General features: G+C 31.9%; 21 protein-coding genes and 2 tRNA genes. 14 read left to right on the top strand and 9 right to left on the bottom strand.

Translation table 11 applies throughout. The annotated features are described in order from the left end of the window. The first annotated feature begins 93 nt into the window (after nucleotides 1-93). From Q0678_RS05460 to Q0678_RS05405, 12 genes are all read left to right on the top strand, one after another. The gene (locus Q0678_RS05460; RefSeq protein ID WP_299055050.1) at nucleotides 94-2,394 is read left to right on the top strand and encodes a chondroitinase-B domain-containing protein; all 2,301 of its coding nucleotides are present in this window, start codon (nucleotides 94-96) and stop codon (nucleotides 2,392-2,394) included. Between the two features lie 133 nt (nucleotides 2,395-2,527). Continuing rightward, entirely contained in the window at nucleotides 2,528-4,213 is a 1,686-nt protein-coding gene (locus tag Q0678_RS05455; protein WP_299055048.1) for a T9SS type A sorting domain-containing protein, read from the top strand. A gap of 154 nt (nucleotides 4,214-4,367) precedes the next feature. After that, the gene (locus tag Q0678_RS05450; protein ID WP_299055046.1) at nucleotides 4,368-6,632 is read left to right on the top strand and encodes an alginate lyase family protein; all 2,265 of its coding nucleotides are present in this window, start codon (nucleotides 4,368-4,370) and stop codon (nucleotides 6,630-6,632) included. Nucleotides 6,633-6,652: 20 nt separating this feature from the next. After that, nucleotides 6,653-7,027: a cupin domain-containing protein gene (locus tag Q0678_RS05445; RefSeq protein ID WP_299055043.1), complete on the top strand. Its 375-nt coding sequence runs from the start codon at nucleotides 6,653-6,655 to the stop codon at nucleotides 7,025-7,027. A 276-nt stretch (nucleotides 7,028-7,303) separates the two neighbouring features. Further along, nucleotides 7,304-10,357: a TonB-dependent receptor gene (locus tag Q0678_RS05440; protein WP_299055040.1), complete on the top strand. Its 3,054-nt coding sequence runs from the start codon at nucleotides 7,304-7,306 to the stop codon at nucleotides 10,355-10,357. 14 nt (nucleotides 10,358-10,371) lie between these two features. Further along, nucleotides 10,372-11,814, top strand: coding sequence for a RagB/SusD family nutrient uptake outer membrane protein (locus tag Q0678_RS05435; RefSeq protein WP_299055034.1), 1,443 nt, complete (start codon nucleotides 10,372-10,374; stop codon nucleotides 11,812-11,814). A gap of 34 nt (nucleotides 11,815-11,848) precedes the next feature. Further along, nucleotides 11,849-12,838, top strand: coding sequence for a PKD domain-containing protein (locus tag Q0678_RS05430; RefSeq protein ID WP_299055031.1), 990 nt, complete (start codon nucleotides 11,849-11,851; stop codon nucleotides 12,836-12,838). Nucleotides 12,839-12,951: 113 nt separating this feature from the next. Further along, complete coding sequence (locus Q0678_RS05425) at nucleotides 12,952-13,656, top strand: FadR/GntR family transcriptional regulator (RefSeq protein ID WP_299055029.1); 705 nt, start codon at nucleotides 12,952-12,954, stop codon at nucleotides 13,654-13,656. A 145-nt stretch (nucleotides 13,657-13,801) separates the two neighbouring features. Then, the gene (locus tag Q0678_RS05420) at nucleotides 13,802-15,076 is read left to right on the top strand and encodes an MFS transporter (protein ID WP_299055026.1); all 1,275 of its coding nucleotides are present in this window, start codon (nucleotides 13,802-13,804) and stop codon (nucleotides 15,074-15,076) included. Between the two features lie 31 nt (nucleotides 15,077-15,107). Next, on the top strand, nucleotides 15,108-15,872 hold the full coding sequence (locus Q0678_RS05415) for an SDR family NAD(P)-dependent oxidoreductase (protein ID WP_299055023.1): 765 nt from the start codon (nucleotides 15,108-15,110) through the stop codon (nucleotides 15,870-15,872). Between the two features lie 257 nt (nucleotides 15,873-16,129). Next, nucleotides 16,130-16,201: transfer RNA gene (locus Q0678_RS05410), tRNA-Gly, on the top strand. Between the two features lie 17 nt (nucleotides 16,202-16,218). Further along, nucleotides 16,219-16,304 (top strand) — tRNA-Leu (locus Q0678_RS05405). A gap of 93 nt (nucleotides 16,305-16,397) precedes the next feature. Here the strand turns inward: Q0678_RS05405 and Q0678_RS05400 are convergent. The 5 genes from Q0678_RS05400 to Q0678_RS05380 form a co-directional block, all read right to left on the bottom strand. Further along, nucleotides 16,398-16,670 (bottom strand): hypothetical protein, encoded by a 273-nt coding sequence (locus Q0678_RS05400; protein WP_299055020.1) that lies wholly within the window; start codon nucleotides 16,668-16,670, stop codon nucleotides 16,398-16,400. A gap of 2 nt (nucleotides 16,671-16,672) precedes the next feature. Further along, nucleotides 16,673-16,948 (bottom strand): ATP-dependent Clp protease adaptor ClpS, encoded by a 276-nt coding sequence (locus Q0678_RS05395; protein WP_299055018.1) that lies wholly within the window; start codon nucleotides 16,946-16,948, stop codon nucleotides 16,673-16,675. A 10-nt stretch (nucleotides 16,949-16,958) separates the two neighbouring features. Beyond that, nucleotides 16,959-17,795 carry a 50S ribosomal protein L11 methyltransferase gene (gene prmA / locus Q0678_RS05390; protein ID WP_299055016.1) on the bottom strand — a complete coding sequence of 279 codons (837 nt, stop codon included), beginning with the start codon at nucleotides 17,793-17,795 and terminating at the stop codon, nucleotides 16,959-16,961. Nucleotides 17,796-17,875: 80 nt separating this feature from the next. After that, on the bottom strand, nucleotides 17,876-18,634 hold the full coding sequence (tpiA, locus tag Q0678_RS05385) for a triose-phosphate isomerase (protein WP_299055013.1): 759 nt from the start codon (nucleotides 18,632-18,634) through the stop codon (nucleotides 17,876-17,878). A gap of 119 nt (nucleotides 18,635-18,753) precedes the next feature. After that, nucleotides 18,754-19,245 carry a TlpA disulfide reductase family protein gene (locus tag Q0678_RS05380; RefSeq protein ID WP_299055011.1) on the bottom strand — a complete coding sequence of 164 codons (492 nt, stop codon included), beginning with the start codon at nucleotides 19,243-19,245 and terminating at the stop codon, nucleotides 18,754-18,756. A gap of 116 nt (nucleotides 19,246-19,361) precedes the next feature. Here Q0678_RS05380 and pyrF point away from each other — a divergent pair, with 116 nt between their 5' ends. Beyond that, nucleotides 19,362-20,180, top strand: coding sequence for an orotidine-5'-phosphate decarboxylase (pyrF, locus tag Q0678_RS05375; RefSeq protein WP_299055008.1), 819 nt, complete (start codon nucleotides 19,362-19,364; stop codon nucleotides 20,178-20,180). On the opposite strand, the gene Q0678_RS05370 is transcribed toward pyrF, so the two are convergent. From Q0678_RS05370 to Q0678_RS05355, 4 genes are all read right to left on the bottom strand, one after another. Continuing rightward, a complete protein-coding gene (locus tag Q0678_RS05370) occupies nucleotides 20,177-20,380 on the bottom strand; it encodes a hypothetical protein (RefSeq protein ID WP_299055005.1) in 204 nt (67 codons plus the stop codon). The genes pyrF and Q0678_RS05370 overlap by 4 nt on opposite strands. A 180-nt stretch (nucleotides 20,381-20,560) precedes the next feature. Then, complete coding sequence (locus Q0678_RS05365; RefSeq protein ID WP_299055002.1) at nucleotides 20,561-21,271, bottom strand: DUF4197 domain-containing protein; 711 nt, start codon at nucleotides 21,269-21,271, stop codon at nucleotides 20,561-20,563. Nucleotides 21,272-21,316: 45 nt separating this feature from the next. Next, the gene (locus Q0678_RS05360; RefSeq protein WP_299054999.1) at nucleotides 21,317-21,484 is read right to left on the bottom strand and encodes a DUF5522 domain-containing protein; all 168 of its coding nucleotides are present in this window, start codon (nucleotides 21,482-21,484) and stop codon (nucleotides 21,317-21,319) included. 57 nt (nucleotides 21,485-21,541) lie between these two features. Further along, a complete protein-coding gene (locus tag Q0678_RS05355; protein ID WP_299054996.1) occupies nucleotides 21,542-22,096 on the bottom strand; it encodes a DUF4136 domain-containing protein in 555 nt (184 codons plus the stop codon). A 167-nt stretch (nucleotides 22,097-22,263) separates the two neighbouring features. Between Q0678_RS05355 and Q0678_RS05350 the strand changes: the two genes are divergently transcribed. Continuing rightward, nucleotides 22,264-25,716, top strand: a complete 3,453-nt coding sequence (locus tag Q0678_RS05350) for a methylmalonyl-CoA mutase family protein (protein ID WP_299054994.1) — start codon at nucleotides 22,264-22,266, stop codon at nucleotides 25,714-25,716. Nucleotides 25,717-25,948: the final 232 nt, after the last annotated feature.

Raw genomic sequence — 25,948 nt, 5'->3', positions numbered from 1 at the left:
GTTTATCTTGTAAATATTTTCTAATTCCATTTGATCTCTCTATATTTGGTAAACCAATTTGGTAAACCAATTAAAAATTTAAGTCTTTTTTCCATGAAAAATTTTATACTAATCGTCAGTTTACTTTTCTTATTTTCTTGTAATTCAACTGTAAACAACAACATATCTGTTAATAATTCTAAAGCACTTACAGAAGCGTTAAAAGACTTACAACCAGGAGACAATATTGTTTTAAAAGAAGGGGTTTACAAAGATATAGCCATACAATTTACAGGAGAAGGAACCAAAGAAAAACCGATTACTCTAAAAGCAGCAACTCCCGGAAAAGTATTTATTGAAGGAACCTCTAGTTTAGAAATTAGTGGTAATTATTTAGTAGTAGATGGACTTTTCTTTAGAAACGGGCACTCTCCTAAAACGAATGTAATTGCGTTTAGAACTAGCGCAAAAAATGTGGCAAACAATAGTAAAGTTACAAATTGTGTTATTTTAGATTTTAATAATTTAGAAAGAGATCAAGACAATTTATGGGTACAGTTGTATGGAAAACACAACGAATTTAGCAACAATTATTTAGCAGGAAAAACAAATGGTGGACCTACTTTAAGAGTAGATTTAAAAGGAAACCAAAGCATTCGTAATTACCATAAAATAATCAACAATCATTTTGGACCAAGACCAAGAAAAGGAGGTGCAAGAGGCGAAACAATTCAATTAGGAAGTAGCTTTACATCTATGAGCCCAAGTAACACCCTAATTGCAAACAATTTATTTGAAGAATGTAATGGTGAAGTAGAAATTATATCGAGTAAGACTAATTTCAACATTATAAAAAACAATGTCTTTTACAAAAGTGAAGGCTCTGTGGTTACCAGACACGGTAATTATGTTACTATTGATGGCAATTATTTTATTGGCGATGGCGTAAACGAACAATATGGCGGAATTAGAATTATAAACACCGGGCATTGGGTTACTAATAACTTATTTTACAAAATAAAAGGAAAGAATTTTAGGAGTCCGATTGCAGTAATGAACGGAATTCCGAAATCGCCTTTAAATAGATATAACCAAGTTACAGACGTAGTTGTTGCTTACAATACATTTGTAGATTCTGATGCGCCTTTTCAGTTTGGTGTTGGTCAAAATTTAGCACAAAAAGATGTATTGCCAAAATCTGAAATTAGATCTGCAAGAGCCTTAAGAACTGAAGTTGTAAACAATGTAATATACAATTCTAAGGGCGATGCAACACCAATTATAGAGCACGACAAAGCAGATGGTGTAACCTTTGCGAGTAATATTATAGACAATAATAGTGTCTCAATAGAAAATGACCACGGTTTTATTTCTAAGGAGTTAGCATTGACAAATGTTGGTTCAGACATTGCGATACCAACTGCTGGTTTTTCTGATGTTGAGATCTATAAAGGATTCGATTTTGATATTATTTCAACCGATTTATTGGGTAATTCGAGAATTGCATCAAATCAAATTGGTGCAGTTGCAAACGCTGATAAAATTAACTTAGACGTTTTAGATAAAACGAAATATGGTGCTAGTTGGTTCTCTAATGAAGTGCAAGCAAAAGAATCTAAAATACATGTTGTAAATTCTACGACAGAATTGATTACCAAATTAAAAGAAGCGGCAAACGGAGATATTATTGAATTAAGTGCTGCTACTTTTAATGTAAGCGAATCTTTGGTTATTAATAAAACAGTTACAATTCAATCTAAAAACAAAGCAGAAATAATTTTTTCTGGTGCAGATAACACGCCTGTTTTTGAATTGAATCCTTATGGGATATTAAATTTAGACAATATCAAACTAACAGGAAATCGTAAAAATCACGCTTTTGCAACCTTAAAAAAGAACATGTCTAATCACTTTGGATTGAATGTTTTAAACGCTGAAATCAGTAATTTCAACTATACTTTAAAAGTATACAAACAAGCATTTGCAGAACAAATTACGTTTAAAAATACTTCTGTTTTAAAATGTGAAAATGGTTTAGAATTATCAGAAGAAATTAATGATAGAGGGGATTACAATACAGAATACCTAACAATAGACAATTGTAATTTTGACAATGTAAAACAAAATGTGATTGATTATTATAGAGGTGGTTATGACGAATCTACAATTGGCGGAAACTTGCTAATCACCAACTCGACTTTTACAAACTGTGCTGCTTTAGAAAAGAATAAAAGACTATTGAATCACAATGGTATTCATAATGTAAACATTAACAACAATACTTTTAAAAATAATAGCGTGAAGTACGTTTCTATTTTATGGGGAGCCAAAAATAACAAGGCGTCAAACAATGTTATTTCTAATTCTGGTATTTTAAAAACCGAAGAGAATTTAAAACAAACGTTGATGTATTAACATGTAAGTCGCTTAAAAACAAATAGTTTAATTAAAACAACTTTTTTTTCTAAATTTATTTCGTTACTTTTGGAAAACCAATTTGGTTAACCAAATTAAAATTTAGTTAATTATAACCCTTAAATCTATTTTTATGAAGACAACATTACTTTTTACAAAAAAAACAAAATTATTATACTCTTTGTTATTCCTTTGCTTTTTTTATACTGCTGGTTATGCACAAACAGAGCTTACTCTAAATGGTACAGCAGATGAATATACAGCAGAAACTGGAGATAATGCAGACGCATGGGATATGACACCCCCATCTACAATAAAGGATAATACTGGCGCAACAATTGATAGCCCTTATAAAGCTTTGTGGAATAATACAGATTTAGAAACCTACATTTCAAATACTTATGCAGGTGGTAATAACCCTGATGAGCAAGCAGGCTCTAGTTCTGATGGAACATATAATACTAATGGAGATAAAACAAGAGGCCTTAAAATATATGATGATGGAAATCCTGTAGTCTCAGCTTCTACTCGTAGATTGTATCAAAAAATAGCAGTAGAAATTGGCTCTGAATACACTTTTTCTATTGATTCTCGTTCTGAGTCAGCTGGAACTCCATCTGAAGTATTTATCCTAAACGAAGAAATAACAACTGAAGTTGGCTTAGAAAATGGTGCTTCTGATAGTAGAGTTGATGCTTTTTTTGAAATTACAAATGACGAAAACCCAAGCAAGGGATCTGCTTCTAACAACACATTTACAACTAGTACTTTTACATTTACAGCCACTACAACTACGGCCGTTATTTATGTGAGAGCCTTGGCTGCAATAGACGCATCTACAGAGGTTTTTTACGATAATATAAGTATGGTAAAAAACACTCCTCAACAAACCATTACTGTTTCTGTAGATGTTTCTGCGGATCCGGGTGGTGTAAATATAGTAACACCAACCGTATCTGGAAACTGGGAAGAATATGCTGCTACAGTAGACCCAAATGATGCAAATAAATATAGCTATACTTTTGCGTCTGGCGTAACTGAAGCTGAATTTGTTTGGAAAGTTTACGGAACTTCTGCAGGTGATGTTCAAGAAAATTTAATACCGCTAGTTGGTGGTGGTGCTTTAGAAAATAATATAGCAGCTTATTTACCGACAGGAAATACTATAAACACAGATTATAATTCTTATTGTAACAGAAAAGTAGCGGCTACTGAAACTTATGTTGCTCCAACATTTATTTTTAACTCATTTAAGCAAGTAGGTGTTACTTATACAGAATTAGTAGTAACTGCACCTGTTGGAAATACTATTGTTATGGATTACAGCCTTAATAATTGGAGTGAATTTCATGGTCCTGGCGCTAAAGATAATGGAGACGGAACACATACTGCAATAGTAACTCCTGAAAGTGCCTTTGAATATAAATGGTTTAATGTAACTACAGATACTTCAGAAGATTTACTTTCTTGCACAAACGGAAATGGTATAAACACAGATAACAACTCCTATGCAAACAGAATACATGTAGCAGGTGAAACGGGTGCAGATGTTTTTGGAAATTGCCCTGCAGTTGCAAGTATTAATAGCAATAACTTACTTAATGTAAAAGTGTATCCAAACCCTGCAAACGATTATATATTTGTTAATTCTGTAGATGAAATTACTAACATAGAAGTTTATAATTTAATTGGTAAAAAGGTTGCTAATTCTTACAGAGAAACAAATAGAGTTGATATTTCTAAACTATCTAAAGGTATTTATATTGTTAAAGTAATTAGCAATAACCTTGTTGGAACAAGAAAGGTTATCATAGAATAAAAAGTTAAATATTTTATTTTAAAGTCCATTTTTAATTAAATGGACTTTTTTTGTGCTTATAATTTGTTAATTGCAACACATAATTTTGTTAAAAAGGGAAATAAACCTATATTTGGTAAACCAAATTGGTTTACCAATTTTAAATCACACACAAATGATTCAAAAAAAATACAGTTACCTTCTAATTGCTTGTTTAATTTTAGTCTTTATTTCTTGCAACAATTCACCTGAAAATAAAGAATTGGATCAGCATCCAAACTTAATTTTAAACGCAAAAAGTGTTTCAGAAATAAAAGCAAACTTAGGTAACGTTCCTCTTTTTGATGAAACTTTAGCACAAACGAAAGAAGATGTAGATGCGGCAATTGAAAAAGGGATTGAAGTACCAGTACCAAAAGATATGGCAGGCGGTTATACGCATACACAACACAAATTAAATTATGCCAACATGCAAAAAGCAGGGGTGTTGTTTCAGCTTTTAGGAGATGAAAAATATGCAATTTTTGTTAGAGATATGTTGTTAGCATATGCGAAAATTTTTCCAACATTTGAAACCCATCCAGAACCTAGAAGCTATGCAACTGGTAAATTTTTCTGGCAATGTTTAAATGATTCTAATTGGCTAACCTATACCAGTCAGGCATATGATTGTATATATGATTGGTTGCCAAAAGAACAAACAGACTATTTAAATACAAACTTATTTAGACCTTATGCAGATTTTTTATCTGTTGGCAATCCGAAGTACTTTAACAGAGTTCACAACCACTCTACTTGGGGTAATGTTGCCGTTGGTATGATTGGTTTGGTAATGGATGATGAAGAGTTAATTAACAGAGCTTTGTATGGTTTAGATAAAAGTGATGTAGATTTAACTGAAAAGGACAATGATGGTGGTTTTATTTATGACAAAGAAGGAAAAGCAGGTTTTTTAGCGAATGTAGATTCTCCTTTTTCACCTGATGGTTTTTACACAGAAGGGCCTTATTACCAACGTTATGCAATGTATCCTTTTTTAATTTTTGCAGAAGCACTTCAAAACAAAAAACCCGATTTAAAAATATTTGAATACAAAAACGGAGTATTGATAAAAGCTGTAGACGCTTTGTTGAATTTAACAGATGTAGATGGCGAGTTTTTTCCGTTAAATGATGGTCAGAAAGGAATGTCTTACTACACTTCTTCTTTGGTATCCGCAGTAGATATTGCCTATTTTTATGGCAAGCAAGACGCAAGATTACTATCTGTTGCAAAAAAACAAGGTGCTGTTCAGTTAGATGCTACAGGCTTAAAAGTAGCACTTGCTCTTAAGAATGGTGCAGAAAAACCTTTTGTAAAAGAATCTATGGAGTTGTCTGACGGTTCTAAAGGAGATGAAGGTGGTATAGGTATCTTACGTTACAATAATCAGAAGCAAACAATGGCATTGGTGTATAAGTATGCGGCACAAGGCCTTAGCCATGGACATTATGATAAATTATCGTTTTCTATGTACGAAAATGGCGATGAGGTACTGCAAGATTATGGTTTGTCTAGATTTGTAAATGTAGAGCAGAAAAATGGCGGTGGTTATTTAAAAGAAAACAAAACCTATGCAAAACAGACCATTGCACACAATACAATTACACAAAACGAGACTTCTCATTTTGGGTATGATTTTGAAACAGGAAGCAAATACCATCCTGAGAAATATATTTTTGATGCCAGCAATGCAAATTTTCAATTGGTTAGTGCCAAAGAAAAAAACGCATATCCAGGAACCGAAATGCACAGAACTTTTATGATGGTAAAAGATGCAGATATAGAAAAACCTTTTATTATCGATATCAATAAAGTACAATCAAACAAGAACAATCAATACGATTTACCTTTTCATTATTTTGGTCAAATTATAGCGACTAGTTTTAGCTATAATGTACCCAAAACATTATCCCCTTTAGGCGATAAATACGGTTACAACCATATTTGGAAAGAGGGTGTTGGAACAGCAAATGCAGAAAGCATTCAGTTTACCTGGTTAGACAATAAACGTTTTTACACAATAACTTCGGCAACAAATAAAGACGATGAATTAATTTTGGCAAGAGTTGGCGCCAATGATCCTGAATTTAACCTTAGAAAAGATCCATCGATTATTATTAGAAAGAAAAACACACAAAACACAGTCTATGCCTCTATTATAGAATCTCACGGAAATTATGATCCTGTAAAAGAAGTTGCAAAAAATGCGTACAGTAATTTTTCTAAAATTGAAGTTTTAACTGATACCGTAGATTATACCGCTATTAAAATTACATTTAAAACAGGCAAAGAGAAACTTTTGATCTTAGCGAATACCAATAATAATTCTCAAAAAGAACATACTGCTACTGTTAAGGGAACAAATTACACCTGGACAGGAACATATTATTATAAATAAATCATAAAAAAGTAAAAACAATGAAACGATTTAGCGAAAAATACATCAATGCAAACGAGTTAGAATGGGAAAAACTAGGTGGTGGAGTCTCAAGAAAATTTTTAGGATACGACAATCAAATCATGATGGTAAGTGTTAAATTTGATAAAGGAGCTTTAGGAGCGCCACATCAACATTTTCATACGCAAGCAACCTATTGTGTTTCTGGTAAATTTGAATTTGAAATTGATGGCGTAAAAAAAATTGTAGAAGCTGGAGATGGTGTTTATATAGAACCAAATTTATTACACAGTGCTGTTTGCCTTGAAGAAGGACAGTTGATTGATACTTTTAGCCCAGTTAGAGAAGATTTTTTAACAGGTGACGGGCCTTCTTATTTTAGTGACAAAAAATAGACAATAATAAATTTTTTGATCTTAAAAAACTCTCAGAATAAAGTTTAAAATACTTTTGTTTTAAGAGTTTTTTTTGAAATAATTAACATTTTTTTTTATTAGTAAAATAAAAAAACTATATTTGGATAACCAGATTGGTTAACCAAACCGTGAAAATAAATTATTATTCCTTAAAACATAGGGTAAAACAGCGTTTTTTCACTAAAATCTAAAAAAGAAAAGATCATTAGAGATCTTTATAAATTAACCTTAAAGTATAATTCAAAACAATTAATTATGAATTTAAAAATGAAGTCTACCTTTATTGTTTTACTTTTATTTTGCGCAACAGCTAGTGCTCAAAATGAAGTAACCATTAAAGGTACTGTTACATCGCAATCTGACGGAGAACCTATTTTAGGGGCTAATGTTATTATTATTGGCACAAATAAAGGAACCAGCACAGATTTTGATGGTAATTATCAAATCAAAATAAAACAAGGAGAAATTATTCAATTTTCTTATTTAGGTTTTAAAACTAAGAAAGTACCATTTGTAAATCAAAAAACAATTAATGTTTTTTTAGAAGACGATGATAATGTCTTAGAAGAAATTGTAATCGTTGGGTATGGTACTCAAAAGAAAAGCCATTTAACAGGTGCAATCTCCAAGGTAAAAAGTGAAAAATTAGACCAAATTGCTGTTGCTAGAGTTGATGAGGCTTTAGTTGGGCAAGTATCTGGTGTAAATATTCAGGCAACAGAAGGAGAAGCAGGATCTGCACCTACCATTAGAATTAGAGGAACAGGCTCTATCTCTGGTAGTTCTGACCCAGCAATTGTTGTTGATGGTGTGGTGGTTGGTAGTGATTTTTTAACCAATATTGACATGAATGACGTTGAATCTTTTGAAGTATTAAAAGATGCTGCTTCAGGTGCCATTTATGGGTCTAGAGGTGGTAATGGTGTGGTTTTAATTACTACAAAAAGTGGTAAAGAAGGGAAAACAAAATTTAGCTATAACACTTTTACAGGTTTTAAAGAAGCAAGACAAAGTAGTAAATATTACTTCTCTATAGCAGAAAGTGCAGAAAGAGAATTAGCTGCTGTTGGGTCTTTATCAGACAAAACTAAATACAAACAATTAATAGGTATAGATAGAGATTGGCAAGATGTTATTTTTGACGGAGGTATCATAGAAAGCCACTCTTTTGGAGCTAGAGGTGGTAGTGAAAATACAAAATTTAGTGTTTCTCTAGGATACCAAAAAGATGAAGGTGTATTACTAACAGATGAATTTAGCAAGTACTCTATGAGAATAAAAGTAGATACTAAGTTAAATGACAGATTGTCTTTTGGAGCTAATATAGCACCTTCTTACTCAGACAGAAGACGTTTTGATGGTTCTACTCATGATATTTTAAGACAAACACCTTGGTTGCCAGTATATCATGATGAAAACACAATACAGTATGTAGATAGAAATATTTATCCTGATGTAAAAGTAGGAGATTATGCAACACAACGTCATTTTGACAACTATGATTTGTATGGAGACGGAAGTACTTTGGTAGATATCAGTAATACATCAAATACAAATCCTGCTGCAAAAGTTTTAGAAAGAAATAGAAACGACTATAAATTTAAATTACTAAGTAGTTTTAATGCCAAGTATAAATTAGCAAAAGGACTTAATTTTAAATCGAGTCTTTCTGTAGATTTTGGTAATACAAAAAGAGATCGCTGGCAAGGTGTAAAAGCAAGTAGAAATGGTGCAGCAGCAGCACAGCTTGATTTATCTTCGGAAAACAGAATTCACTATGTATTAGATAATTTGTTAACTTATAATAAAGAATTTGGTAAGCATGAAATAAATGCTATAGCTGGTATTTCTAGAGAAAAATGGAACTGGGAGTTCGAGAGCTCTAGAGGTACAGGATACGAATCTGATTTAATTCAAACTATCTCAGGAGCAACCTTAATTGCTGATGCACAATCTTATAAATATGAAAGAGCTTTACAGTCTTATCTTGGTAGATTTAATTATGCTTTTGATGACAAATATTTAGTATCTCTTAGTTTTAGACGTGACGGATATTCTTCTTTTGGTCCCAACCAGAAATATGGTAATTTTCCTGCAGTTTCTGCTGGATGGACAGTTACTAAAGAAGATTTCTTAAAAAATAGTAAAATATTAAACTTTTTAAAATTAAGATTTAGTTACGGTACTACTGGTAACCCTAATTTAAGAACTGGAGATCCGGTTGTAGATAGTTACCCATATTTATCATTAATTCAGTCCTCTACAGCTGTTATCGATAATAATATTGTTGGAGGATTTAATCCAATTAATATTGAAAATGCGAATTTACAATGGGAAAGATCAATTGAAATTAACCCGGCGATAGACTTTGGCTTTTTTAATAATAGAATTTCTGGTTCTATAGATTACTACCAAAGAACAAGTGATCAGTTATTACTTTTTAATCCAGTTTCTGCTACAACAGGATTTGTAGAAGCAGTGTCTAACCTGGGTGAAGTGAGAAATAGTGGTGTTGAATTAGAAATAAGAACAAAAAATATTTCGAAACAAAACTTTAAATGGGGTACAACTTTAATAGCTTCAAGAAACAAAAATGAATTATTAGATTTTGCTGATTCTAATGGTCAAATTCAAAATGTAGATACGAAAAGAGCAGCAGAATGGATAAATCAAGTAGGAAACCCAATTTCTTCTTTTTATGGTTGGGTAGTTGATAGAGACATCCCTTTAGAATATATCTCTGATCCATATCATCCAATCGGCGCAGAAGCTCAAGATGTATATGTAAAAGATTTAAACGGTGATGGTGTTATTGATAATGACGATAAAACAATATTAGGAGACCCTTATCCAGATTTAGTTTGGAGTGTTACCAATGAGTTTAAGATTGGTGGCTTTGATGGTAGCTTTATGTTTCAAGGAAGCCATGGAGCAGAAGTAAGAAACATGGGTGATCAATATTTATTTAATCAGTTTGGTTCTGCTCAAGATTTTATATCTTCTACTCCAGATCAACATCTAATTAAGCAAAAAATATTTACTAATGATATTATTCAAGATGCTTCATACATTGCGTTAAGAACTGTTAATTTAGGATATACTTTTAATAGTGATATTACTTCAAAATTAAAAATATCTAAACTTAGGTTATTTGCTTCAGGACAAAACCTTATGTATTTAACAGCAAGTGATTATACAGGTTTTAATCCAGAATCTATTAATACAACATCAGCAACAACTTTTGGATATCAAAGAGCTGGTTCTCCAATTAACAGAACAGTTACTATTGGGTTAAATATCGAATTTTAAAAAAATCAATACAAATGAAAACAATTAAAAAACAAATAAAAATTATAGCATTATTAGGAGTTTTGTTTAGCACAGTTTCTTGTAGTGACGATTTTTTGAATCCAGTGCCAACAGCAGCTGTTAGTGGTGCAAACTATTACAATACAGAAGAACAAGTTTTTTCTGGTATTATTAATATGTACGATGGTATACAAGGTGTTAATGACACACGCTCTGACACAAACCATGGAATTCAAATGGAATTTTATGTGACAGAAATGAGAAGTGATAATACAAGAACAAAAAGTGGTGAAGGAGAAGCTTCTGATTTTGATTTCTTTAGAGTTCAACCAGAAAACGGCTTGGTTGCCGATCATTACAGAAGTTTTTACAATGTAATTTTTAGAGCAAATAAAGTTTTAGAAAACTTAGACGTTGTTTCTGCAGCTAATAAAAATAAATATGAGGCTGAAGCAAGATTTATAAGAGCATATACATACTTTAACATGGTTCGTTTATACGGAGATATACCTCTGGTAGATAAAGTATTAACTCCCGAAGATCTTGAGATTCAATTTACAAGAGTACCTACAAATCAAATTTATGATTTTATTATTGAAGATTTTAAGTTTGCTGTAGAACACCTTGAGAATGGTGGATCTAAAAATAGAGCTTCTAAAGCTGGTGCTCAAGGCTTACTTGCAAAAGTGTATTTAACAACAAAAGAATATATAAAAGCACAGTTACTTTTAGAAGATGTAATGGAAAGTGGTTATATTCTTGAACCAAATTATAGTGATGTTTTCTATAAAGAAGATAATAATGAAGTTATTTTTTCGATAGGTTTTATTCAAGGAATTACGCAAGACAGTCAAAATTTTTCTGCAGAATTCTTAAATGGAGTTGGGCGAACTGTCGGAGTAAATTATGTTACCAATGATGCAAAAGCAGCTTTAGATCTATTAGGCGGTGATAGAACAAGTGTTTCTTACAGAAATGATCTTGTTCAAATTACGCAAAACCAAGTAGCAAAATATTTACCAAACGGTGAAGATGGTGGTGCAGATGGTAAAACATTTGATGGAATTGATCCAAGATTAGCAGGTAATGATTGGATCGTTTTAAGATATTCAGACATATTACTAATGCATGTAGAAGCTATTTTAGCGGGCGGAACAGAAACTAGTTCGGGAGCAGCAATTACTTCTTTTCAAAAAGTTAGAAATAGAGCTGGCTTACCAACACCGGTAACAGAAATTACTTTACAAGAATTATTAGACGAAAGACGTGTAGAATTAGCATTCGAAAACCACAGGCTATTCGATCTAATTCGATTAGGAAAAGCACAGGAAGTACTTTCTGCTTTTTCTGCAGCAACTGGCGGAAGCTTTAGTTCTACGGATTTGTTATTGCCAATACCACAAAATGAAATTGGTTTAAGTAATGGTGTTTTAACTCAAAACCCAGGATATAACTAGACTTTAATAAAAAAATAATTAAAACAATATAATTATGTCAATAAATAAAAAAATAATTTACGTAGCAGCAATAGTAGCAATTACTATTTTTCAGGGTTGCGATATTATAGAGAAATATGAATTACCTGAGGCAGGTTCTATTGCAGATGCTACTCCACCTGAAGCAAAATTTACTTATGCACAAGGTGAAGGTAGTCCAGACGCATGGAAAACTTATAGCTTTAACAATCAATCTATAAGCGCTACAAGTTATGCTTGGAATTTTGGTGATGGAAATACTTCAACCGATTTAGAACCTAATAATATTTACTCAGGTGAAGGAACTTACACCGTTTCTTTAACTGCAAAAGATGATTTAGGTGTAGAAAACACAATCACTGAAGAAATTACAGTTGTAGAACCAGAAGCTCCTGCCGTTGCAGACCCTATTTTAATAAATGCTGATTTTGATAAACAAGCTAAATCATCTGGTTCTGATTGTTCTTGTGCAGGATGGATAAATAAAAGTATTGGAGATCAAGGAGAATCAAGTTCTGGTAACGGTGGATCAGACAATGTTGTTAAATTTGATAATAACGAACCAGATCTTGCTTATCAAGAATTTGCTGTAGCACCTAATGCAGATTATACTATCACAATTGTTACATCTTTTAAAAGTCCATCTGGCGGAACATACCCTTCTCAATTTGAATTAAGAGTTTTAGCAGGAAATGGTTATATCAGTGGTTACACACCTGTATATTTTACAACAGCTGCAGAATACCCACAAGATGATTTTGGCTACACTTCAATTAGTCAAGTTGAAGATACTGCTAATAACCTTTATGTAACCGTACAAAGTAACCCAGACGATACTGGATATTTAACGAACACCTACTCTTTTAATTCTGGCGCAAACACAAGTGTTGCACTTTTATTAAGAGGTATTGGCGGGCCATCAACTGGTGGCGGTGGCGGTGATTTTGGTTATAATAGTGGTGATGAAGAAATAAGAGTAGACTCTGTTGTTATTGAAGCAATGTAAATACACAAATACACACATTATTATACATATTAAAAAGATAATAATGTGTGTTTTAGAATAAAATGTAAAAAAAAAAAATAATATCTTTGCTTGTTGAATGTGAAGCTTACAATATGAAATTAGAAGTATTAAATAAAATAGACAACTCTAACACACAAAAAGAAATTATTTCTAAAATAGGAGAGTTAATTAATTTTAAAAACCTAGAACCAGGAGACAAATTACCTTCTGAAAGAATGTTGTCTGATAAATTTGAAGTTTCTAGAAGTAGTATTAGAGAGGCTATACAAAAACTAGAGTTCTATGGCATCTTAAAATCCATACCACAAAGCGGTACGTTTGTAGCTAATATTGGTGTTATTGCAATGAACGGAATGATAGAAGACATTCTTCGTTTAGATGAACCAGATTTTAAATCTTTGGTAGAAACAAGAATTCTTTTAGAGTTAAAAACTGTTCGACTTGCTGCAACCAGAAGAACAGAAAAAGATTTAAACTATATTGAAGAAGCTTTAATAGCATATAAAAATAAAGTACTCAACGAAGAAGACGCTGTACAAGAAGATTTACTTTTTCATCTAGCAATATCAAAAGCAAGTGGTAACAGCACTATGAATAATTTTATGTTAATCATAATCCCTGAAATTATTACAAACTTTCAAAAACATCATGTTTGTGATGCTGGGCTTTCTAAAAGAGGTATTGCAGAACATCAAGCAATATTTGATGCCATAAAAGAGCAAAACCCTCAATTGGCTAAACAGAAAATGAAAGATCATTTTAAAGAGCTGTATCAATATTGCTATCAATCATCTTAAGCATCGTAAAATAGTCTCCTTTTTTATCATTCTTGTAAAAATCTAAAAATAACAACTTTATAGGTCTGTTATGTCGTATTAATTACTTATTTTTGGTAAACCAAATTGGTAAACCAATTTAACAAATATAAAATCAGTTCATACTATGAAAATAAAAGGTTTAAGATGGTGGATAATTGTATTAATATTTATTGCAACTGTAATAAATTATATAGATAGAACTGCATTTGCTCTTTTGTGGCCAGAAATGGGTGAAGATCTTGGAATGGATAAGGCAGACTATGCGATTATGCTGAATATATTTATGGCATGTTATGCGATAGGTAAATTTGCTTCAGGTAAATTATATGATAAAATTGGAACAAGGCTTGGTTTTACAGTTTCAATAATAATTTGGTCTGTTGCCTCTGCTTTTCATGCATTTGCCAGAGGAATTGTATCTCTATCTATTTTTAGAGGTTTGTTAGGTTTAGGTGAAGCTGGTAATTGGCCAGGAGCGGTAAAAAGTAACGGAGAATGGTTCCCTGTTAAAGAGAGAGCGATAGCTCAAGGTATCTTTAACGCAGGTGCTTCTATAGGAAACGTAATTGCTCCTTTTGTTATTGTTTTTTTGTATACAAGATTTGGATGGAAAACTACTTACATCATATTAGGTTCTGTAGGGATTCTTTGGGTTATTCCATGGTTATTTTTAAATAAATCTACACCAGAAAAACATCCTTGGGTTACACAAGAAGAGAGAGACTTAATCATTTCTGATAGAATAGAAAAGCCAGATAATGTAACTGAGGTAAAATCTAAAAGTTTACCTGTACTTAAAATATTAAGTCATAAAGAATCTTGGGGTGTATTAATGTGTAGGTTTTTTATTGAACCAATATGGTGGTTCTTTGCAGGTTGGATGCCAATATATCTAAATAGCAAATACAATTTAAGTATAGAACAGATTGCAGATACAATGTGGATTTCTTACTTAATGGCAGCTGTTGGTAGTATATTAGGTGGAGTATTTACAGGTAAGTTGATGAAAAAGTTAAGTGTTGATATCTCAAGAAAAATAACAATTTCTTTAGGTGGTCTTATGATTCTAATCGCTTTCGTATGTATTATTACTTTGGTAAAAGCAGATGATTTTATGATGTTTATCTATTTTGCAGGATTAGCTTTATTTGGTTTTCAATTTGCAATTGGTAATATTCAAACAATTTCTAGCGATTTATTTAAAGGACCTTCAGTAGGCACACTAGCAGGTTTAGCAGGAACTGTTGCAGCAGTATCTCCGATGATTATGAACTGGTTTGTTGGTCAAATAACAACTAGTTCTTATACACCAGCGTTTATTGCAATTTGCGTATCAGTCGTTTTAGGAGTTTTATCAATATTTTTCTTCATAAAAAATATTGGCCCAGTAAAAGAATAAAATAAATTATTAAAGTATAAATTATATAATTATGAGTAATACAAGTAGTAAAGTAGCAATAGTAACAGGAGCAACAGGAGGTATTGGTTTTGAAGTAGCCAAAAGACTAGGTCATGATGGATATACCGTAATAATGAATGGTATAGATGACGCAGCAGGTGTTGAAAGATTAAAAGAATTAAAAGACGCTGGTATTAACGCAGAATATTATGGTTTTGATGTTACTAAAGAAGATGAAGTAACTGCTAACATTAATAAAATAGGAGAAAAATATGGTAAAATTGATGTACTTGTAAACAATGCAGGTGGATTAGGGGGTAGATCTCGTTTCGAGGAAATGACTACTGAATTTTACAGATTTGTAATGGCATTAAACTTAGATTCAGCTTTTTTTGCATCTAGAGCGGCAATTCCTTTTTTAAAGAAAAGTGATAATGCATCTATCATTAACTATACTTCTAACGCAGGTTGGAATGCAGGTGGACCAGGGGCAGGTATTTACGGAACTTCTAAAGCAGGTGTTCACGCAATTACAAGAGCTTTGGCTAAAGATTTAGCAGAATATGGTATTCGTGTAAATGCAGTTTCTCCAGGAACTATAGACACCCCTTTTCATGCACAAATTAAAGCTACAAAACCAGAAGTTTTTGCTTCTTGGGCAAACAATATTATGTTAGGTAGATTAGGTAAACCAGAAGATGTAGCAGGTGTTGTATCTTTCTTAGCAAGTAAAGATGCTGCTTTTATTACTGCAGAAACTATCCAAATTGGTGGTGGACAGGCGTTGGGTATCTAAAACGTTAGCATTATCAAATGATAAATCATTAAAAGAGGGATTTCTTTAAATAGAATTCCCTCTTTTATTTTAATTAAAAAAATAAAATATTTTTTAGCAACTCATAAAGAAGTACTTATAAAAAACTTCATTTATTTTTAAAAAAAAGTAAAAAAATAATTTGCAAAAGACACAAAACTTACTATATTTGCACCGCTCTAATAATTAGATATTCTAGTTTATCTTTTTTAAGAGTTTAGTTCATAAAAATAAAGACTGCGAAAGTAGCTCAGGGGTAGAGCATCACCTTGCCAAGGTGGGGGTCGCGGGTTCAAATCCCGTCTTTCGCTCTATTCAAAATACCAATGCTGAAGTGGTGGAATTGGTAGACACGCTGGACTTAAAATCCAGTGGTCAGTAATGGCCGTGCGGGTTCAAGTCCCGCCTTCAGTACTAAAAACCGTAACATTAATTTGTTACGGTTTTTTTGTGCTTAATATTTATAAATTACAGCAAAGAAATTGGTTAAATTTTCCCTAGAATTACTTAATATAAGTATTGCTTAATCATTAAACGATGTTCTGGTAAACTTTTATCATAGTCTTCTACCAACAACTCTAAAATTAATGGCTTTTCAACACCGATATCGCTTCTCTGCAGGTATTTAGATACGTAAAGTACGTATGAAGTATTCTTTTTTTCAAAAATTAAAAAATGAGTGTCATTTAAAGAAGTGTAGCTTATTTCATTTCCTGAAAAAGCGCCAGAATTATCTTTAAAAAAAGTAGAAAACTGGTAATATTTAAAAACATTATCCATCCCTAAACTAATTCTGCAGATAAACCCAATTGCAACAATTTAGAACATCTTGGCTCTAAATCTTTATACTCACCAGATTTTACGGTACATTTTCCTTTATAATGAACCAATGTTGCACATTGTTCTGCCTGCACCAAGGTATGATCGCAAACATCAATTAAAGAATCTATCACATGGTCAAAGGTATTTACATCATCATTATGCAAAACAATCTCATGCTGATTAACTTGCTGTTCTAAAACATCTACCTGTTCTTGTTTTTTTTCTTTTGTACTCATACTTACAAAATTACAATTTATTATATTTTAAAGCAACCCAATTATTTCGTTCAATAAAAGTCTCTAATTTTAAATTGTATTTAGATACCTCTGCATCAATGATAGTAATATCGTCTTGATAGAATCCACTTAAAAGTAAAACACCATTTTCATGTAAACAGTTTGTATAGATTTGCATATCCATTAATAAAATATTTCTATTAATATTGGCAATAATAACATCGTACTTTTTATTTGTTAATAAAGATGAATCTCCTTCATAAACACTAATGTTAGTACACTTATTACGTGTTACATTCTCTAAAGAGTTTTCATAACACCAGTTATCAATATCAATAGCATCAATTGGATTCGCACCTTTCATTTCAGCAAAAATTGCCAAAATACCAGTACCACAACCCATATCTAAAACTTTTTTATCTTCTAAATTTAATTTTAAGAGATGCTGAATCATCATGTGTGTCGTTTCATGATGCCCTGTACCAAAACTCATCTTTGGCTCTATAACAATATCATATTTTAAATTAGGATTCTGATGAAAAGGAGCTCTAACACTTACCAAATCATCTACTTGAATTGGCGAAAAGTTCTTTTCCCACTCTGCATTCCAATTTGTTTGCGCAACTTCTTTCTGATTGTATTCTATAGAAAACTCATCAGAATTTAAAATAAAAATATCATCTAAAATAGTTGTTTTCCAAACTTCTTTCTGAATATAGGCTGTTACACCATTTTCATTTTCAACAAAACTCTCAAAACCAACATTGCCAAGTTCTGCAATTAAAATTTCTGTTGCGGGTTCCTTTGGGGTTGCTGTAAAATTATATTCTATATAAATATTGTCCATAAAAAATGTGATAAAAAAAATGCATCAAGATAATTAGTATCTTGATGCAAATTTATTGGTTTTCTTTTAGAAAATACGAATTAGATTGCTTTAATAATTCCTGTAAAATCGTTTACGTTTAATGCTGCTCCACCAATTAAACCACCATCTACATCTGGTTTAGAAAAAATTTCTTCTGCATTTGCTGGCTTTACACTACCACCATATAAGATAGAAACAGCATCTGCTACCTCTGTTGTGTATTTTTTAGCAATAATGCCTCTAATAAAAGCATGCATTTCTTGAGCTTGTTCTGCACTTGCTGTTTCGCCAGTACCAATAGCCCAAACAGGCTCGTAAGCTAAAACAATACTACTCCATGCAGATGCGTTTAAGTGAAACAATGCATTTGTTAATTGACTTTCTACAACAGCAAAATGATTGTTAGCTTTTCTGTCTTCTAAAAGCTCTCCAAAACAAAAAATAGTTTCTAATTCATTCGCTAAAACAGCATCAACTTTTAAAGCCAAAGAAGCGTCTGTTTCGTTAAAATAAGTTCTTCGTTCAGAATGTCCTAAAATAACAGTCTTAATTCCGATTGACTTTAACATATCTGCAGAAATTTCTCCAGTATATGCTCCGTTTTTTGCATGATGCATATTTTGTGCAACTACCTCTACCCTAGATTTTTTAGCCGCTTTTATTGAAGATGATAAATTAACAAAAGTTGGCGCAACAATGACACGTGTATTTTTAAATTTCAATCTTTTGATCGATTTTTTTAAATCTTTTATAAGCTGCTTACTTTCTTTCTTATCATTATTCATTTTCCAGTTTCCAGCTACTATTTTTGCTCTCATAATTATATTTTTTTTACCCTAAACAAGGTTTTTACTACTATTTTATTTTGATGTAAATTTAAGAAATGAAAAAAGAAAAGAAACTGATTATCTCAAATAGTTACTAAAACGTTTTATATTTAAGATTTTAAAGCTTTTGTAATTTGAGAATCTTTTGCGTTTGTTGCTTTAAAAACAAGGATTTTACCATTTTCATCAATTACTAAATACCTAGGAATCCAACTTACTTTTAAAAAACGGACTAAATCACCCTTTTTCATTCCCTTGGGTAAATTATAATGTTGCCCACTTATGTTATACTTTTCTACGGTTCTTTTCCAAGAAGCTGTTCGCTCATCAACAGATAAAAAAACATAAGCAACCTCAGAAAAATCTTGCTGTATCTGCTTTATTTTGGGCAAACCAACCAAACAATCTCTGCACCAAGAAGCCCAAACATCAATTAAAATCTTTTTTCCTTTATTTTTAGCTAGAATGTCTTTAAAAAGAAAAGATTCATCCTTTAAATTATATACTTTTTCACTTAAAGCTTCTTCTGTAAAAATTGTTGGCGAGTTACAATTACAACTTACAAAAACAATTGTTAATAGGAAACATACTTTTTTTATCATCTGTTATTCTCTTTAAAAAATTAGTCTTGCAAGATATTAAATACTTACAGCACAATTTTATTTTTAAAAACAAAAAATAAGTACTTTTGCATAACTATTTTTTTTCAGCAAACAAAATGACAACACAAGCACTTATTGATCAAATTAAGCAAAAGAAATCTTTTCTATGTATTGGTTTAGATGTCGACTTAAACAAAATTCCGGCACATTTACTAAAAACAGCCGATCCTATTTTTGAATTTAATAAAGCAATTATTGATGCAACTCATCAATTATGTGTTGCCTACAAACCAAATACTGCTTTTTACGAAGCTTATGGTATTAAAGGCTGGAAATCTCTAGAAAAAACAATTAACTATTTAAATGAAAAGCACCCAGAAATATATACTATTGCAGATGCAAAACGTGGTGATATTGGCAACACTTCTTCTATGTATGCGAAAGCTTTTTTTGAAGACTTAGCTTTCGATTCTGTAACAGTTGCACCATACATGGGTAAAGATTCTATAGAACCTTTTTTAGCTTTTAAAGACAAGCACACCATTCTGTTAGCCTTAACTTCTAATGAAGGAGCTTTCGATTTTCAAACAAAAAAAATAAACGGAAAAGAAGTATATAAAGAAGTTTTAGAAACTTCTAAAAACTGGAAAAATAGTGAAAATTTAATGTATGTGGTAGGGGCAACTAAAGCCGAATATTTTAAAGAAATTAGAAACATAGTTCCTACTTCTTTTTTATTAGTTCCGGGTGTTGGTGCTCAAGGTGGTAATTTACAAGACGTTTGTAAATATGGATTGAATGACAATGTCGGACTTTTAATTAACTCTTCTAGAGGAATTATATACGCCTCTAATGGGTTAGATTTTGCAGAAAAGGCTGCAACAAAAGCAAAAGAACTTCAAAATGAAATGGCAGAAATTTTAAAAAAACATTAAAATTTACTTTTTGAAATACCGTTCTCTAAAAAACTAACTTTATTTAGTTTTTCAAGAATTTTCATAGCTCTAAAAGCTGCCATATCACTTTTAACCTCATCTACAAATCTATAATTATCAGACTCTTCAACCAATCTGATGTAATCTTCTTTTAACTTTTTTTCACTAACGCATAAATACAAACGGTTTAAATAAAACATTGGTCATCAATTTTAAAGTTTCATCTAAATTTATTTGAATTATCGTATGCATCCTAAAAAAGGTTGTGAAATTGTTTTTTTTTGTTGTAAAACCGAAACTACCTGTTAATAAATGTAAAAACAAAAAGGCAAAAAAAAGGTGTTACATATTGTAACACCTTAAATCTATTTTATAAATAATTATTTCGAATCTTGAAGCGCAAAAACCTGCTGCAACAATTTTGTATTTCTAAGTCCTGTTTTTTCACGAATTCCTTTTTCTTCTAAAGCAATCATCGTAAAAACACCTTTTAAAGCCTGATCTGTAACATATGATGTTAAATCTGGATTTGCTTTTTTAACAAAAGGAATTGAATTATACTTTGCAATTAAATTAGACCAAATCTTATCAGCACCCACTTTACCAAAAGACTCCTTTATAACTGGCATAAAACTTTGTTGCAAGTCTTGCTGTGTTTTTGATTGAAGATAATTTGTAGCTGCATTGGTTTCTCCTAAAAGAATATTTTTTGCATCTGTAAAAGTCATTTCCTTTACAGCATTCACAAAAATAGGTGTAGCTGTTTTTACAGCATCTTCTGCAGCATTATTTAAAACCTTAATCCCTTCATCTGCTAAATTACCTAAACCTATTTTACGCAAACCTTTATCTACCGCCTGTAACTCTTCTGGTAATAAAATTTTTACCAAATCATTATTATAAAAGCCATTTTGGGCCGTTAGTTTAGATACCTGATTTTTAATACCATTGTCTAAAGCTTGTTTTAAACCATTGCCTATTTGTTGCTCAGACAAGCTAGCTCCATTTGGCAAATTACTTACCACCTTGTGTAATTCTGCACAACCTACTAGTTGAATTGCAAACACTAAAACTATTATTTTTTTTATCATTGTATTGAATTTGTTTACTTCTTTGAAACTAAATTAGCAAGAAAGTCACTTAATAAAACTATCTGTTTTTTTATCATAACCATACGGGCAATGTTTACAACCACTTTTACAACAATAACCTCTTTTTAGATGAAACTGAGCTGTAAAAACACGATACCCTTGTTCATTAAAATAGAAATCGCCATCTTCTAAAGGAATTCTTTTATTATACATACTGCAAAAATATCATTTTAAAACATAAAAAAAGCGCTCTAAACGAACGCTTTTGAATTATTTGTTTTCAGCTCCTGGTGGAAATTTAGCTATAATTTCTTTCACAAACTCTTTTATTCTCGCTTCTTTCTTTTCTCTATTCTGAATCTTTAAAGCTCCTGTACCTATCCCCTGCCACACTAACTCTTTCTTTTCTTTGTCTATAAAATCTACAAATAAAGTTCCTTCAGAATATTGAGAGATATTTACGGTATTGTTCATACCTCCTCCAAACATCCAAGGATTCCAACCCCAACCCCATCCAAAGCCATAACCTAAATTGTTCTGATTGACGTTTACACGCTCTCTAGATTTTGTGAAAATACTTACCAAAACGTCTGGGTTTTCAGATTTTACAAATCCTTTTGCTGTCAATTCAAATTCTATTGCTCTTAAAATTCTTTTTTTATCTAAATCAGAAATTTCGGCCTTGTCAATACCTGGTTTGTAAAATGCAAATGTTTTGTATTGATCAAAATCTACTTTGGCATCGTAATCTGTGACAACTTTAACAGTATTACATGACGAAAAAACTACTACTGCAATTACCAATAACATTTTTATATATTTCATATCTAATCGTTTAAAGATTCTACTTTTTATTAATCAATAATTATGCCACACCATTAGTATAAAATTAAGTTAAAAATCACGAATTACAATTAATAAAAAGACAAAGATTCATGTAAGTTTTTAAGATTTCCGTAAATTGCAAGACTAAAAATAAACATTTATTACGAATGGAACAAATACCGACTTACAAACCCAAACATAAAGTTAGAATTGTAACTGCTGCTGCACTTTTTGATGGTCATGATGCTGCCATAAATATTATGCGCAGAATTATTCAATCTACTGGGGTTGAAGTGATACATTTAGGACATGACAGAAGTGTAGAAGAAGTGGTAAACTGTGCCATTCAAGAAGATGCAAATGCCATTGCAATTACCTCTTACCAAGGTGGGCACAACGAGTATTTTAAATACATGTTCGATTTATTGAAAGAAAAAAATGCGGAGCACATTAAAATTTTTGGTGGCGGTGGCGGTGTTATTCTTCCTGAAGAAATTAAAGAATTGATGGACTATGGAATTACACGTATCTATTCTCCAGATGATGGACGCGAACTTGGTTTGCAAGGGATGATTAACGACTTGGTAAAGACTTCTGATTTTGCCGTTGGTGACAAACTAAACATAACTATTGATGATTTAGCAAAAAAAGAAATTGGCAGCATTGCAAGAACCATTTCAGCTGCAGAAAACTTTCCTGAAGTTGCAAAAAGTACTTTAGAAAAAATTCATACTAAAAATAAAAACTCTAAAACTCCTGTTTTAGGAATTACAGGAACTGGTGGAGCAGGAAAATCTTCTTTGGTAGACGAATTGGTGCGTCGTTTTTTAATCGATTTTCCAGAAAAAACGATTGGGTTAATTTCTGTAGATCCGTCAAAAAGAAAAACTGGTGGCGCACTTTTAGGTGATAGAATTCGTATGAATGCCATTAATAACGAGCGCGTTTACATGCGTTCTTTGGCAACACGTCAATCTAATCTAGCGTTGTCTAAATACGTAAATGAAGCTGTACAAGTTTTAAAAGCAGCTGAGTTTGATTTAATTATTTTAGAAACTTCTGGTATTGGGCAATCAGACACAGAAATCATAGAACACTCTGATACTTCTTTGTATGTAATGACCCCAGAATTTGGCGCTGCTACACAATTAGAAAAAATTGACATGCTAGATTTTGCAGATTTAGTTGCCATTAATAAATTTGATAAACGTGGTGCTTTAGATGCTATTCGCGATGTAAAAAAACAATACATGCGCAATAACAATCTGTGGGATATTCATATGGATGACATGCCTGTTTTTGGAACAATCGCATCACAATTTAACGACCCAGGAATGAATACGTTGTATAAACGTATTATGGACAAATTGGTAGAAAAGACAAATGCCGACTTAAAATCGAGCATGGAAATTACCAAAGAAATGTCTGAAAAAATCTTTGTAATTCCGCCAAGTAGAGTCCGTTATTTATCTGAAATTGCAGAAAACAACAGAGGTTATGATGCGCAAGTTGATGCACAAGTTGTAGTAGCTCAAAAACTATATGGAATTCATCAAACTATTTTATCTTTAATTGATGTCACTTCGAGCGCAGTCGAGAAGTCTTTTATTACTAAATCTGGTTTAGATAACGATGAGATCCTGTCTTTCGACTCCGCTCAAGATGACAAAGACTTTTTAAAATTATTAATCGCACAATTCGAAAAAGTAAAATTAAATTTAGATCCATACAATTGGGAAATCATTTTAAACTGGGCAGAAAAAGTTCAGAAATACAAAGATCCTATTTACACATTTAAAGTACGTGATAAAGAAATTAAGATAGACACACATTCAGAATCGCTTTCACACAGTCAAATTCCGAAAATTGCCCTACCAAAATACAAAGCTTGGGGCGATTTATTACGTTGGAATTTACAAGAAAATGTTCCGGGAGAATTCCCATTTACAGCAGGATTGTACCCATTTAAAAGAACAGGTGAAGATCCTACAAGAATGTTTGCTGGTGAAGGTGGTCCAGAAAGAACCAACAGACGTTTTCATTATGTAAGTTTAGGAATGGATGCAAAACGTTTATCTACTGCGTTTGATTCTGTTACTTTATACGGAAACGATCCTGGTGAAAGACCAGATATTTACGGAAAAATCGGAAATGCAGGAGTTTCTATTTGCTGTTTAGACGATGCTAAAAAACTGTATTCTGGTTTCGATTTAAGCCATCACATGACTTCAGTTTCTATGACCATTAATGGTCCTGCACCAATGTTATTAGGTTTTTTTATGAATGCTGCCATCGATCAAAATTGTGAGAAATACATCAAAGAAAACAAGTTAGAGAAACAAGTTGAAGCGAAATTTAAAGAAATTTACGATTCAAAAGGATTAGAAAGACCAACTTATCAAGGAAATTTACCCGAAGGAAATGATGGCTTAGGTTTAATGCTTTTAGGTTTAACTGGTGATTTAGTGTTGCCTTCGGACGTATATCAACAAATAAAAAAAGACACCTTAGCACAAGTTAGAGGAACGGTACAAGCCGATATTTTAAAGGAAGATCAGGCACAAAACACCTGTATTTTTTCAACGGAATTCGCGTTGCGTTTGATGGGTGATGTACAAGAATATTTTATTGAAAAACAAGTTAGAAACTTTTATTCGGTTTCTATTTCTGGATATCATATTGCAGAAGCTGGTGCCAACCCAATTACACAATTGGCGCTAACATTATCTAACGGATTTACCTACGTAGAATATTATTTATCAAGAGGAATGGATATTAATAAATTCGGACCGAATTTATCGTTCTTTTTCTCAAACGGAATTGACCCAGAATATTCAGTAATTGGTAGAGTTGCTCGTAAAATTTGGGCAAAAGCAATGAAAAATAAGTACGGAGCAAACCCAAGAGCACAAATGTTAAAGTATCATATTCAGACTTCAGGGCGTTCTTTACACGCACAAGAAATCGATTTTAATGATATTAGAACAACGTTGCAAGCGCTATATGCAATTAACGATAACTGTAACTCTTTGCATACAAATGCGTATGATGAAGCGATTACAACACCAACAGAAGAATCTGTAAGAAGAGCGATGGCAATTCAGCTAATCATCAATAAAGAATTAGGATTGACAAAAAATGAAAACCCAATTCAAGGTGCTTTTATAATTGAAGAATTAACCGATTTGGTAGAAGAGGCTGTTTTAAATGAATTTGATAGAATTACAGAACGTGGTGGTGTTTTAGGTGCGATGGAAACGATGTATCAACGTTCTAAAATTCAAGAAGAAAGTTTATATTACGAGACCTTAAAACACAATGGAGAATTTCCGATAATTGGTGTAAATACTTTTTTGAGCTTTAAAGGATCACCAACGGTTCAACCAGCGGAAGTAATTAGAGCAACTGAAGCGGAAAAGCAATATCAAATTAAAACCAAAGAGTTGTTAAACAAAGCAAATCCAAACAAAGTTGTAGAGCAAATTGCTATTTTACAAGAAGCTGCAATTCAGAATAATAACTTATTTGAAAAGTTAATGGAAGCAACAAAATATTGTTCTTTAGGGCAGATAACAGAAGCGTTGTTTAAAGTTGGCGGGCAATACCGACGAAACATGTAAGCAGAGAACCGCTTTTCATTTTTTATGAAAAGCGTGTGAATCGCTTATGCCGCTTTTTAGCGGTATCTTCTATATTAAAAAAGACTAGAGCATTAATATCTGAACTATTGTTTTAGATAAATACCCATCTAAACAAAAACACTTTTCACTTTTTGTGAAAAGCGTGTGAATCGCTTATGCCGCTTTTTAGCGGTATCTTCTATATTAAAAAAGACTAGAGCATTAATATCTG

Origin of the sequence: uncultured Polaribacter sp. (assembly GCF_947497125.1) — a bacterium.
Taxonomy (GTDB): Bacteria; Bacteroidota; Bacteroidia; order Flavobacteriales; family Flavobacteriaceae; genus Polaribacter.
This window is presented reverse-complemented; position numbering and strand designations above follow the sequence as displayed.